The following is a 14,822-nucleotide window of genomic DNA, read 5'->3' on the forward strand; positions in this document are numbered from 1 at the left end:
TCAATTCGAAATTCTTTAGCTCAGCCAACCTTTTTGAACCCCTTTTTTAGAGAATAAAATAAGGAGCAAGCCGATTACCACAACAATTATGGGCATGGTATATGCATGGCTGCCATAAACTTCTCCCGCATTTTGTAGGAGCAGCCAATTTATAAACTGCAAAACAGCGGCGACCAAAGAGACTACAAAAAGAGGTTTGGCCCATTTTTTTCTTAGGAGTAGACCTATGGACGCTATGGTTCCGGAAAAAACGGCGATGGCAAAGGCTGCGGTTGCCCAAGCCGGAACACCTTCAAAGAGTTCGCGCTCGGCTTGACTCATAGCTTCCAACATTTCCACTTGATTGAACTTAATGCTTAGATAATTGTAGACACCGGAAAGATTCCATAATAGTGCCAGAACGCTTACTACCCAAAACCAAATAGGTGGTTTGTTTGAATCGGACATAAGAAAAGTTTTTATTGGTTACTGCCAATAAAGTACAAAAAAAGTAACAAAGTGTTTTCTAATCAATTGAAAACGGGATAGGTACGTCCTTGTTTACCGCTTTAAACCGTGGTGGGCTCTGAAGTAAACCTGAGCCTAACGGTTGGATATTTTTGTTGGGTCATTTGTAGGGAAAAGGCAGAATCTGCCAAAAATACCAGTTGCCCCCTCTTATCCTTAGCCAGAAACTTCTGTTTTACACGTTTAAATTCTTTGAACTCCTCGTTTTCTTCCATAGGCTCTACCCAGCAGGCCTTGTGCGCCGGAAAGTTCTCATAGGAACATTTGGCACCATATTCATGCTCCAAGCGGTATTGGATAACCTCATATTGCAGGGCCCCAACGGTTCCGATGATTTTTCTACCATTCAATTCCAAGGTAAACAGCTGCGCAACACCCTCATCCATAAGTTGGTCAATGCCTTTATAAAGTTGTTTGGCCTTCATGGGGTCGGCATTGTTGATGTATCTAAAATGTTCTGGTGAAAAACTTGGGATTCCAGTATAGCTTAGTTTTTCACCGCTGGTCAGGGTATCGCCGATCTTAAAATTTCCGGTATCATGAAGCCCAACGATATCACCGGGATAGGAAATATCCACAATCTCCTTTTTCTCAGCAAAAAAGGCGTTTGGACTGGAAAACTTCAGTTTTTTGTCTAGACGTACGTGCAGATAAGGCTTGTTGCGCTCGAAGGTGCCTGAAACAATTTTTATAAAAGCCAAGCGATCACGGTGTTTAGGGTCCATATTTGCATGGATTTTGAAAACAAACCCGGAAAAATCCTTTTCATTGGAAGCGACCAAGCGTTCCTCCGCCTTTTTGGGTCTTGGGGAAGGAGCGATGTCCACAAAACAGTCCAATAATTCGCGAACTCCAAAATTGTTCAACGCCGAACCAAAGAAGACAGGTTGTTGTGCGCCCTCTAGATAGGCTTCTTTATCAAATTCAGGATATACCCCAGTGGCAAGCTCCAAGTTGTCCCGAAGTTCCTGGGCAGAGTTTTCACCAATAATCCCTTCCAGTTCAGTACTTTCAATATCATCAAAAGCAATGGTCTCTTCAATATTCTGTTTACTATTACCGCTGAATAGATTGATGTTCTTCTCGTAAATGTTATAGATACCTTTGAAATCGTACCCCATTCCAATAGGAAAACTTAAGGGAGTTACCGAAAGGCCCAATTTTTGCTCTACCTCGTCCAAAAGGTCAAAAGCATCTTTCCCTTCACGGTCCAATTTATTGATGAAAACAATCATGGGAATGCTTCGCATCCTACAGACTTCAACCAACTTTTCGGTTTGCTCCTCAACACCTTTAGCCACATCAATTACAACAATTACGCTATCCACAGCCGTCAGTGTTCTAAAAGTATCTTCTGCAAAATCCTTGTGTCCCGGGGTGTCTAAGATATTGATTTTCTTATCGTTGTAAAGAAAGGCAAGCACTGAGGTGGCTACAGAAATTCCTCGTTGACGTTCAATTTCCATGAAATCACTGGTAGCGCTTTTCTTGATTTTGTTGTTTTTCACTGCTCCCGCCTCCTGGATGGCACCTCCAAAAAGTAAAAGTTTTTCAGTTAAGGTGGTTTTCCCCGCATCCGGATGGGAAATGATACCAAAAGTTCGTCGTCTTGCTATTTCCTGTTCAAAATCCATCAACAAAAATTTCGGCAAAAATAGGGTTTTATCACGTACTCAGGGGATTAAATTGAATGATGGAAATTGTTAATATTATTAGGACAAAAAACCCATTAATAGGATGGTAAAAATCAAAAAGTAAAGTAATTTTCCCACAGTGCAGAGAGGAGCTTTTTAGATGGGAATAATCTATTTAACAATTCCTCTCGTATAAATATAAGTGGTACATAATGACGATGAATTTGCCTTTTGTCGATTAAAATAGGTAGTGCACCCCAAATGAACTAACTATGCGCACAAAGATGGGTTGGAAAAGTTTTGCGACTTATGCCACTTGTAGATAAGAAAAGCCCCATTTTCTTACACAAACGAGAACACTTAATATGCCATGGTGATTAGTTGACCAAAACTATCATTATGGAAAATTTTACTTTCTTAAGACTTAAGAAAAAAGTTTTATATGCGCTTTGTCTAACTGCATTTGTTGTTGGACCATTATCTCTTACTTCCTTTGGTAATGTAGCCAAAATTCATTTGGATGCAGCCACATATATCACCGATACCGATGGAGATGGTGTGCCCGATTCCGAGGACATCGATATAGATGGGGATGGGATTATCAATACAGTGGAAGATCAAAATGCTGATGGAGATGATTGCTATTGGACTTATCCTACGGATACGGATGGTGATGGGGTCCCGGATTACTTGGATATTGATTCGGATGATGACGGTATTATCGATAACCTTGAAGCACAAACGACCTATGGAGATATTCCACCCTCTGGGAAAGATACAGATGGAAATGGACTGGATGATGCCTACGAGGAAACGCCTGGAAGCTGCGGTGGGCTAGTTCCCATTGATTCAGATTATGATCATGTTCCGGATTATTTAGATATTGATTCGGACAATGACGGAATTTTAGACAATGTTGAGGCTCAAACTACCTCAGGCTATATTCCTCCGAGTGGCAAAGATATAGATGGTAACGGTCTGGATGATGCCTACGAGGAGACACCGGGCAGCTGCGGAGGACTTTTACCCATAGATACAGATGGAGACCATCATAAAGATTTTAGGGATATTGACGCTGATAATGATGGTATTATTGACAATATCGAGGCCCAAGACCCAGACCATATACAACCTCCCTGTGGGATGGATAAGGATAAAAATGGTCTGGACGACCATTACGAATCTTATCCTGGAGCGGGAGAGGGGTTGACTCCTTTAAATAGTGACAACGATACCCAACCTAACTTCAGGGATATCGATTCAGATAATGATGGTATTCCGGATAATGTGGAAGGGCAGACTACTGCTGGATATATCCCACCTTCAGGAATGGACGATGATAAGGATGGATTGGACAATGCGTATGAAGGGAGTGGCGATGAAGGTATAGATCCTGAAAATACGGATAGTGAGGACCTTCCCGACTATCTGGATGACGACACCGATAATGATTTGGTCCTGGATAACAATGAAGGGAACGATTTTAACTTTGATGGGGTTCCAGATCAAACTTTTACAGGAAACGACACCGATAATGATGGCCTGGATGACGGTTACGAGGGTAGTGACGTGGACGATGGCTATGACGTGAACGATGAAATTGATGATCCTGCCAACGACCTTCCGGATACAGATGGTACCGAAGATGTGAACTACAGGGACCTGGATGACGACGGGGATGGGATTGACACGCCAGACGAGGATGCCGATGAGGACGGTGATCCCACTGATGACGACACGGACGATGATGGTACACCCGACTATCTTGACCCAGATAGCCCTGGTGAGGACACCGATGACGATGGGGTACCTGACAGCGTGGACCTTGACGATGACAACGATGGAATCCTGGATACCACGGAGGACCCAAACGTGGATGGAGATGATGACCCATTGACAAATCCTTTGGATAGCGATGGTGACGGCAGGCCGAATCATTTGGACATAGACAGCGACAATGATGGTATTCCGGATAATGTGGAGGCCCAGACTACTGCAGGCTATATACCTCCAAACAATGATGACGCAGCTACTTATGAAGCTAATCAGGGTGTGAATAGCGCCTATCTGGGAGGACTTACTCCTGAGAACACGGACGATGAAGACCTTCCAGATTATTTGGATGACGACTCCGATAACGATTTGGTACCCGATAATAATGAAGGGAACGATTTCAACTTTGATGGGGTTCCAGATCAAACTTTTACAGGAAGCGACACCGATAATGATGGTCTGGATGACGGTTACGAAGGCAGTGATGTGGACGATGGCTACGATGTGAACGATGAAATCGATGACCCGGCCAACGACCTTCCCGATACAGATGGTACGGAAGATGTCAATTATAGGGATTTTGATGATGACGGTGACGGTATTGACACTCCGGACGAGGACGAGGACGAGGACGGTGATCCTACCAATGACGATACTGACGATGATGGCACGCCAGACTATCTGGACCCTGATGGTCCCGGTGAGGACACTGACGATGATGGGGTACCGGACAGTGTTGACCTTGATGACGACAATGATGGAATCCTGGACACCACTGAGGACCCAAACTTGGATGGAGATGATGACCCGATGACCGAGGCTTTGGATAGTGATGGAGACGGGAGACCGGACCACTTGGATATAGATAGTGATAATGATGGTATTCCAGACAATGTGGAGGCCCAAACAACCGCAGGGTATATTCCACCGAACGATGATGATGCGGCCACCTATGCAGCTAACCAAGGTGTAAACAGTGCGTATTTGGGCGGACTTACTCCAGAGAATACGGATCAAGCAGATGAACTTCCAGATTACTTGGATGATGACTCGGACAACGATTTAGTCTTGGACAACAACGAGGGGAACGATTTTAATTTCGATGGAATTCCGGATCAGTCGTTTACCGGTGTGGATACGGACAACGATGGCCTTGATGACGGTTATGAGGGGAGTGACGTTAACGATGGCTATGATGTAAACGATGAAATCGATGACCCGGCCAATGACCTTCCGGATACAGATGGGACGGATGATGTGAACTATAGGGACTTTGATGACGATGGTGATGGGATTGACACTCCGGATGAGGATGAAGACGAGGATGGTGACCCCACCAATGATGATACAGATGATGACGGTACACCGGACTATCTTGATCCAGATCAAAGAAACGTAATTGATGCCGTGGACGATCAGTTTAATGCTGATGTTTCAGGAGGAGAGATTCCAAATGTAAATGTGCTGACCAATGATACTTTGGATGGCTTACCTGCCACTTTGGATGGGGTAACCATAATCTCTACTCCAACGAACGAACTTGAAATCAATCCTGATGGAAGCATTACGGTGACACCGGGAATTCCCGAAGATACGTACACCATTGAATACACTATTTGTGAAATCAATGACGAAGAGAACTGCGATAGTGCAACGGTGACCGTTGTAGTAGGTCCTGATATGGGCAATGTAATCGATGCTATGGATGATACATTTAGCACGGATTCGGATGGAGAAATTCCAGATAGTAATGTACTTTCCAATGATACTTTGGATGGGGAACAGGTTACCTTGGAAGATGTAATCCTTACCTCAACGCCCACGGAGGAGCTTAGGATCAACGATGATGGAACTATAACCGTAACCCCTGGTACTCCTGACGGTACATATACCATAGATTATACCATCTGTGAGTTGGAGGATGTTGAGAATTGCGATTCCGGAACGGTGACCATAGAAGTGGGACCTGGCATGGATAATGTCATAGATGCAGTGGATGATGCCTATACGTCAGACAGTTCAGGGGGATTGATTTTGGGCAGTGACGTACTTTCCAATGATACATTGGATGGTAACACAATTACACTCTCGGATGTAACATTGGATTCCAGCCCAACCAATGCGTTGTCCATCGGCGATGATGGCAGTGTTAGGGTGGTTCCTGGAACACCCGATGGAATCTATACCATTGAATATACCATCTGTGAGATATTAAATCCGGATAACTGTGACACAGCAGTAGTAACGGTTTCGGTGGAAAATATCGCGGTAAACCAAATGTTGACACCTAATGGCGACCTTAAAAATGACTTTTTGTTCATTCGAGGGGTACGCAGTATCAGGAGTAGCACACTGCGGATTTTCAATAGATGGGGTGTTGCGGTATATGAAGGTAAGGACTATGACAATATCAACAACGTATTCGATGGTCGATCAAGGGGAAGGTCCACGCTTAGCGTTAACGATTACCTTCCGGCAGGGGTATATTTTTATATATTTGACTACGAAACGGATGAAGGAAGTTTTACCGACTCCGAATACATTTACATAAGCAGGTAACATATTGAAGCAGAATGGTTAAAAAGCACTTTTTAATTCCGTTTTTACTTATTGGAATCACAATTCAAAGTCTTGTTGCGCAACAAGATGCGCAGTATACCCAATATATGTTCAATACATTGACGGTAAACCCTGCCTATGCTGGTTCCAGAGGGCAATTGAGTTTTGCTGGGCTGTATCGTTCCCAATGGATTGGTTTGGATGGAGCGCCTGAGACTTTTACGGTTAACCTCCACTCTCCAATTCGAAATAGCCGACTGGGATATGGCATTTCCTTGGTCAATGATAATATTGGGGATGGTGTGGTTCAAGAAACCTATTTGGATGCGGTGCTGTCATATACCATTGATGTCTCTTTGGACGCAAAGCTTTCATTTGGTCTGAAAGCTGGGGGCAATATGTTGAGCTTGGATTTTAATGGCCTTCGGAACTTTGATCAAGAGGTCGTTCAGCAAGACAATATCGATAATCAATTCTCACCCAATTTTGGATTGGGAATCTATTATCATACCGATAAATTCTATGCCGGGGTTTCCGCTCCAAATGTTTTGGAAACAGAGTATTTCGACAATAACGCCAACGATTCCAATTCGGTTAATTTTTTGGCCACGGAGCGCATAAATTTCTATTTGATTACCGGTTATGTTTTTGATCTAAATTCCGATTTGAAATTTAAACCGGCCCTATTGACAAAAGCTGTTGGCGGTGCACCTTTACAGGTTGATTTATCGGCAAGTTTTCTATATGCGGACAAATTTAGTTTCGGAGCTGCCTACAGATTGGATGCAGCGGTCAGTGCATTAGCTGGCTTTCAGGTAACGGACCAAATAATGATTGGTTTGGCCTACGACCGTGAAACCACAGAACTTGGGGGAACCCAGTTCAATGATGGTTCATTCGAAGTGTTTTTAAGATTGGAATTGCTCAAAGCTTTCCAAAGAACAGTATCGCCTCGATTCTTTTAATACAGTATACTATGCTAAAAAGAATACTTATTTTCCTAATGATTTTTTCAGGGTGCATGGCTCCAGTATTGGCCCAAGAAAATGACAAGGTAAATGAAAAACAGCAGGCGAAAGTGAAAGCCAAGGCTGATGAGCGCTACAATGAATACTCCTTTAGTCCGGCAATTGATATTTACAAAAAAGTACTTGAAAAAGGTTATGTTTCCCAAGATTTACTTAAACGATTGGGGAATTCGTATTACTTCAATGCCAAATACGAAGAAGCTGCAAATGTCTACCAAAGGCTAGCAGAAACCTATCCAGACGAAACTGAGCCCGATTACTTTTTTAGGTACGCACAGAGTTTAAAAACCCTTGGGGATTACGAGGCCTCCAAGGAAATAATGGGTAAGTTTAAGGCTATGACGGCCGTGGAAGGCTCTCGTTATGATGATGACTACCTTGCTAAAATCGAAGAAAACTCGGGACGATACGATGTCAAACCCTTTCCTTATAACAGCAAATACTCGGATTTTGCGGCCTCATATTATGAGCAAGGACTAATTTTTTCCTCCGATAGGGATACAGGGAACTTGGCGCGTTACCGACACACCTGGAATTCAAGGGATTTTTTGGATTTGTATAAGGTAAATGCGGATAGCATTTCCAATGACAATGTTGTGAAATTACCAGGTGATGTCAATACCAGACTTCATGAGTCCACTTCAGTGGTGACCAAAGATGGCACTACCATGTATTTCACCAGAAACAATTTCTTGGATGGAAAGAAATACAAAGACCAAGAAGGCGTAATTCGATTAAAGATTTATAGTGCTGAACTTATAGATGGAGAATGGACCAATGTACTGGAATTACCTTTTAACAACGATTCCTATTCCGTTGCGCACCCAGTGCTTAGTCCAGACGAAAAAAGATTGTACTTTGTATCTGATATGCCCGGTTCTGTGGGCGAATCGGATATTTTCATGACTGAGATTATTGGGGATGGAACCTACGGCCCTATCGTCAATCTTGGAAAAAACATTAATACCAGAGCTAGGGAAACCTTTCCTTATATCACCAAAGATGGGGTACTTTACTTTTCATCAGACGGGCATCAAGGCTTGGGTGGACTGGATGTATTCGCTACAAAAATAGCCTTTGGAAATTTTGATGAACCAGTGGTAAATGTGGGAAAACCAATCAATGGCAACCAAGATGATTTTGCATTTATCATAGATAATGAAAGTAAGGAAGGTTATTTTTCTTCGAATAGGGAAGGAGGCTTGGGAGAGGACGATATCTACAGTTTTGAAGAGACTAAGCCCTTGGTTTTGGATTGTATTCAAGAAGTTACGGGAACCGTTCGGGATAGAATCTCAAATGAAGTCTTGGCCGGAGCTACTGTGAAAATTATTGATGAGGAAAATAATGAAGTCTCTTCAACTCTTACAGATTCAAAGGGAAATTATGTGCTTTCTTTGGATTGTTCCAAAGGAAATTTTGTTAGGGCTTCAAGAGATGGTTACGTGCCTGCGGAAGAATATTTGAATGTTTCCTATGGAAAACCAAGAATAGTTGATTTTTATTTGGAACGCGATTTGGTAACCGGAGGTTTTGGCGACGATTTGGCAAAATTATTGCAATTGAGCACAATTTATTTCGATTTGAACAAATACAACATTCGTTCAGATGCCGAGATAGAAATCCAGAAAGTAATTGTGGCCATGGAGAAATACCCAAGTTTAAAAATAAAGGTAAATTCCCATACGGATAGCCGAGGTAATGATGCATATAACCTGTGGTTGTCACAGAAAAGAGCTCAATCCACGGTGGATTACATGGTCTCAAAAGGAATTTCGGCAGATAGGCTCCAGGGTGAGGGATACGGTGAGACCCGATTGGTAAATCAGTGCGCCAATGGAGTTCGTTGCACCAGCGACGAACATCAGCTCAATCGTAGATCCGAATTTATCATCTTTGAATAAGTGTATCGTTTGAAATTACAGAGTGTTTTTGACCTGGATTTGACAATAGCAGGTGCTTGAAACAGATTGTTATCAAAGCCTTAATCGATAAAATACTTCTTTTTTTGACCTCTTATCAAGTATGCTGACACCATAATTTACCCGCTTCACTAGGATTATGAAGGTCTAGACAACATTTTTTGGGTGCTCAGGGGCGTCACATCTATTTTTATTCAGTTGTATATCATACGGAAACGACGTATTTCCATTATCATATTGCTGAATGAAAAACCTCAATGGCAAACTTTTAGTCTTTTTTTTACTCTTTATGGGATCCCTAGGGGTTTCTGCACAGACTACAATTTGGTTTGAAGATTTTGAAAGCCCTACCGTAGCACAGGACCTTACTGGAACCGCTACGGGACCTGAGGCTACTACTTGGGCAGCAACGGGGGATACCCATGGAAACGTCAACAGAAGACTGGATGTTGAGAATTTAAGCGGGGATTTGGTAATGCACGCCAGAAATACCGATCAAACAGAGACTTGGGCCACAGCGGCGATTGATATTTCCGCATACACCACTGCACAGTTTAGTTTGGACGCTGGTTTTGCCGGTGTTGAATCTGGAGACAGTTTTACGGGCTCTTACCGAATCAATGGCGGAACCTGGATAAACTTTCAAAATACAACTACTACTGGGGTTTTATCTTCCTATTCGGTCACTGGACTGTCTGGAAATACCCTGGAAATTAGGGTGCAATTCGTTACCAATCAAAACAGCGATTCAGAATACTATTTTATTGATGACGTATTGGTGGAAGGTATTAGCGGTAGCGTCACATGTACCACGCTCTCTTCCTCTCCAAGCTCGGTAATTAATGATTTTGTTACGCTCAATTCAACCTTAAGTGGTTTTTCGTCCGGTACAATTACCGACGTGAACGTAACACTTAATATTACACATACTTGGGACTCGGATTTGGATATTTCACTAAGAAGTCCATCTGGGACCACAGTCCTTCTTACCTCGGACAATGGGGGCAGTGGGGATAATTATACAAATACGGTTTTTGATGACTCAGGGGGTACTGCAATAACAGCGGGAAGTGCGCCTTTTACGGGGACTTTTAGCCCGGAAGGCAGTCTCTCAGGTTTTAATGGGGAAGACCCTAGCGGAACCTGGACCCTGGAAGTTTTCGATGATGCAGGAGGGGATACTGGAACCTTAAACAGTTTTTCAATAGAAGTTTGTACTGCAGGATCTGTTTCTACCGATTTAGCTGTAACCAAGACGGTAGATGATAGTACGCCCGGAGAGGGATCAAACGTAGTATACACCCTGTCGGTGGTTAACAATGGTCCTGAAAATGCCACAAACGTAAGTTTGACCGATGTGCTTCCAGCTGGCGTGACCTATGTAAGCGATGATGGTGCATACAATTCAGGAACAGGGGTTTGGACCATTGGAAATTTGAACAACGGAGCAACAGCAACCTTGAACATCACAGCAAGTGTGGATGGTAGCACCGCAGGGTCAACCATAACAAATACAATTACCGCCTTTAGTGCAGACCAAACAGATAGTGATGCAACAACGGATGACCTTAGCGAGTCTATAGTACCTAGCGTGGACCAACCACCAGTACTAACGGTAACGGGAAATCAAGTGTATTGCCCAGGAACCTCTTTGCCCATCGCAGAAACGATTAGTATCTCAGATCCTGACGATACCACAACTGATGCTATTTATATTCAGATATCTTCCGGATATATCAATGGGGAAGATTTATTGACTTTGACGGGTACTCATCCCAGTATTACAGCAACTTGGGATGCTACGGAAGGTGAACTTACGTTACAGGGACCAGCTACCTTTGCAGAATTTGAAGCTGCAATTCTAGCCGTGGAATACTCTAGTAGTGCGGCCAATCCAACAGGTACCAGACAATTTTCCATTACTCCCGGAAGTGCCAACTTTTTACCACCAACAGGTCATTATTACGAATTCATATCCAGTCCTAATATTACTTGGACTGCCGCAAGGGACGCAGCTGCCTTGCGAACCTATTTTGGATTGCAAGGATATTTAGCAACGTTAACGTCACAAGCCGAAGCAGATTTTTCAGGCTCGCAGGCTACAGGAGTAGGATGGATCGGTGGTAGTGATGCCGCAACCGAAGGAGACTGGAGATGGGTTACCGGCCCGGAAGGGCTGGCTAATGGCGGTACAGGAACCCCGTTTTGGCTGGGAAATCAAACAGGGACAACTACGGCACCTGATTTTTTTGCCTTTTGGAACTCCGGGGAGCCAAATCAAGCGGGGAATGAGGATTATGCGCATATAACTGATGTTTCGGTGACTTCGTCCCCTGGATCATGGAACGATTTACCCAATACCACTTCTACCTCCGGACCTTATCAAGCCCAGGGTTATGTAGTGGAATATGGAGGAAGTGCGGGAGATCCGGTTCTGAGTATTACGGGAGTTACAACGCTAACAGTGGACAATGTAAACCCAACCGCAAGTAACCCATCACCTGTGACGGTGAATTGTTCGGCGGATATCCCTGCTGTAAACGTTGCTGATGTAACGGATGAAGCGGATAACTGTACGGCAAACCCGGCAGTAACACATATAAGTGATGTGAGTGACGGAGGCTCTAACCCCGAAATAATAACAAGGACATATCGAATTACGGACGATTCTGGGAATTCAATTGATGTCACCCAGACCATTACGGTTAGCCCAATTACAATTGATACCCAACCTTCAAACCAGACGGTAAACTTAGGAAGCAATGGTACATTTACCTCCAGTTCTACCAATGCGGACACCTACCAATGGCAGGTAAGTACCAATGGAGGAGGAAGTTTTACGGACATAAGCGATGGAGCAGAGTATTCCGGTACATCTACTCAAACATTGACGGTTTTAACGGTTAACCTGGCCAAAAGTGGGTATATCTACAGAATTATAGTTTCCAATTCAACAGGTAGTTGTGCTTCAATTACCTCTTCAGAAGCTACATTGACCGTGGCAGTGGATACGGATGGTGATGGAATTTTTGATAATGTTGATTTGGACGACGACAATGATGGTATTTTAGATGCCGTAGAGTCGCCCAAAACCGTATTATGGGTAACAAATGGCACCCCAGGTTCCGAAGAGCAAAATACAATAGACAAGCTTACCGCCTTAGGTTTTACCGTTACGGTGGTAGATGACAATGTTGGGGGAGATGCGAATAACTTTGCAGTAACCTTTGTCTACGAAGATGTTTTCAGTGGCGATGCGTTGGCTAACGTGGCCAATTTGACCACAACCTCGCAAGGGGTAATTACCAGCGAACCAGCCCTTCATGATGACATTTTAGGGGCATCTACTGGTGGAAGTGGTGGATTGACATCTGTGAACATCCTGAATAATACACATCCAATTACTTCAGGGTTGACCTTAGGGAGTTACAATATTGGTGATGCATTGTATCATGGTAGTTCATTGACCACCGGAACTGTTTTAGGACAGGATCCCAATAACAGTGAAGCTTCTATCGTAGTATGGGAACAGGGCGATGTCATGGAGGTGGGAACAGCGCCGGGTAAAAGAGCAATTGTTCCCCATGCAAACGGAAATGGTGGTTTTAATACAGCTGGTGAGGATTTGCTTGTTAGCGCGATAATATGGACTGCTGCCATCGATTCAGATGATGATGGCGTCTATGATGATTTGGATTTAGATAGTGATAACGATGGGATCTATGATGCCGTTGAAGCCGGTCATAATCAGGCTCATACCAATGGACGTCTTACTGGAGCTGTGGGAACGGATGGTGTTCCTGACAGTGCACAGGCTTCTGGCCAAGAGAATAGCGGAACGGTAAACTATACGCTGGCCGATTCAGATTCAGACGGAAACGATGATGTACTTGAGGCGGACAGTGACAACGACGGGTGCGGGGATGCTGATGAGGCTTACGCGGATACGAATGCAGATACAGATGATAATGGAACCTATGGTTCAGGTATTCCAACGGTCAACGGTGATGGTTCTGTACAAGGTGCTTCCTATCCAGTCCCTGCTGATGGAGATACGAATAGCACTTTTGATTTTCAGGAGTTGGATACTGCTCCTGCCATTACAACACAACCTGTAAATGCTACAACCTGCCCAGGTTGCGGGACTACCTTTACAGTAACAGCTACCAATGCTGATTCCTATCAATGGCAAAGATTTAATGGCTCCATTTGGGTGGATGTCACCGATGCTGGTATTTATACTGGCTCAAATACAAACACGCTAACTATTACTGCACCAACAGAATCCAATGATAATGATCAATATCGTGTGCTGGTTTACAATTCAGCTTACATCTGTAGTTTTGAGACATCTTCCACAGCCATTCTTTCCATAAGAGTAAGCTCTGTCATTACTAATAGAAGAATCACCTTTAGGGTAGACCCGGATTAAGCGTTTTAAAATAAAGAACCTATCTCCTTCGCTTTCTTGGATAATTCATTTTGAAATACTTTAAACATTAAGTATTGACTTTTATTAGGTAATATTTTGGCCTTGAAAAAGGTTCTTTTGTGAAAATTAAGTTACGTTTTTTCCTACGATTTTTCGACGGTAATTGGCACTCTTCTTGGTTTCCTCACCTGTTGATAATACTGGTTTTATCGACCAAATACAATCAAAAAACCATACCCATAATGAACTATGACCTCAAAATTTAACCACTATACAGTCGGATTTCATGCGTACACAACAAATATTTTCCCCCCCTAGAGGTAAAGGTAATTTTGTAAAGTGTAGAAGTGTTTAAAATCATGAACTACAGTTTAGCAGACGAAAAAAGCTTAGAAATAGTACAAAAAATACAATCTCGACCGATGTCTAATAACCATAACCCCATGAAAAAGAGCATCTTAGTCATAATCCTACTTTTCTTTTCAGGATTGGCCTTTTCCCAAACCACGGTAACCTTACAAGATCAATGCAATTGTGAAGTTCTTAGTGGAACAGCCGTTACAACACCAGGCGCAGTAACACCAGGAGGAGCGGATACAGGGGATATCTATGTAAACACTAATACAGGAACCATCTTTTATTGGGACGGAGATTCTTGGGAGTTGACCGCTACAGATGACCAGCAACTAACTGGTTTCACGTTTAATGGTGTTTCAAATCAGTTGACATTGAGCTTGGAAAATGGGGGGAGTGTAAATGTTGACCTAAGCAGTTTGAGTGATACTTTGACAGATACAAATACCACAATAACAAATTTTGAAATTGACGGTACCAACACCAATCTTGTAATCACGGATTCTGATACAAATACTTTTTCAGTTGCATTGGCAGATATTGCAGCATTGGTGAACACGGATGCGCAGGATCTGAGCATCAGCGGCAACGACCTTAGTTTGAGCGGTGACCC

The 14,822-nt window shown here is 43.2% G+C and carries 6 protein-coding genes and 1 pseudogene; 5 read left to right on the forward strand and 2 right to left on the reverse strand.

Going from position 1 to position 14,822, the window contains the following annotated elements:
- Positions 1-15: 15 nt before the first annotated feature.
- Together BUC10_RS15955 and BUC10_RS15960 are read right to left on the reverse strand one after the other, a co-directional pair.
- The gene (locus tag BUC10_RS15955; RefSeq protein WP_073181491.1) at positions 16-447 is read right to left on the reverse strand and encodes a hypothetical protein; all 432 of its coding nucleotides are present in this window, start codon (positions 445-447) and stop codon (positions 16-18) included.
- Positions 448-548: 101 nt separating this feature from the next.
- Positions 549-2,141: a peptide chain release factor 3 gene (locus BUC10_RS15960; RefSeq protein WP_073181493.1), complete on the reverse strand. Its 1,593-nt coding sequence runs from the start codon at positions 2,139-2,141 to the stop codon at positions 549-551.
- Between the two features lie 399 nt (positions 2,142-2,540).
- On the opposite strand from BUC10_RS15960, the gene BUC10_RS15965 reads away from it, so the two are divergent.
- The 5 genes and pseudogenes from BUC10_RS15965 to BUC10_RS15985 form a co-directional block, all read left to right on the forward strand.
- Positions 2,541-6,473 (forward strand): T9SS type B sorting domain-containing protein, encoded by a 3,933-nt coding sequence (locus BUC10_RS15965; protein ID WP_073181495.1) that lies wholly within the window; start codon positions 2,541-2,543, stop codon positions 6,471-6,473.
- A 14-nt stretch (positions 6,474-6,487) separates the two neighbouring features.
- Complete coding sequence (locus tag BUC10_RS15970; protein WP_073181497.1) at positions 6,488-7,438, forward strand: PorP/SprF family type IX secretion system membrane protein; 951 nt, start codon at positions 6,488-6,490, stop codon at positions 7,436-7,438.
- 11 nt (positions 7,439-7,449) lie between these two features.
- Positions 7,450-9,405, forward strand: coding sequence for an OmpA family protein (locus tag BUC10_RS15975; RefSeq protein WP_073181499.1), 1,956 nt, complete (start codon positions 7,450-7,452; stop codon positions 9,403-9,405).
- Positions 9,406-9,667: 262 nt separating this feature from the next.
- Positions 9,668-13,855 carry a proprotein convertase P-domain-containing protein gene (locus BUC10_RS15980; RefSeq protein ID WP_073181501.1) on the forward strand — a complete coding sequence of 1,396 codons (4,188 nt, stop codon included), beginning with the start codon at positions 9,668-9,670 and terminating at the stop codon, positions 13,853-13,855.
- Positions 13,856-14,298: 443 nt separating this feature from the next.
- Positions 14,299-14,822 (forward strand): annotated as a pseudogene (locus tag BUC10_RS15985) (hypothetical protein); the annotation flags it as partial.

The sequence above is a fragment of the Flagellimonas flava genome, assembly GCF_900129665.1.
Lineage (GTDB): Bacteria > Bacteroidota > Bacteroidia > Flavobacteriales > Flavobacteriaceae > Flagellimonas > Flagellimonas flava.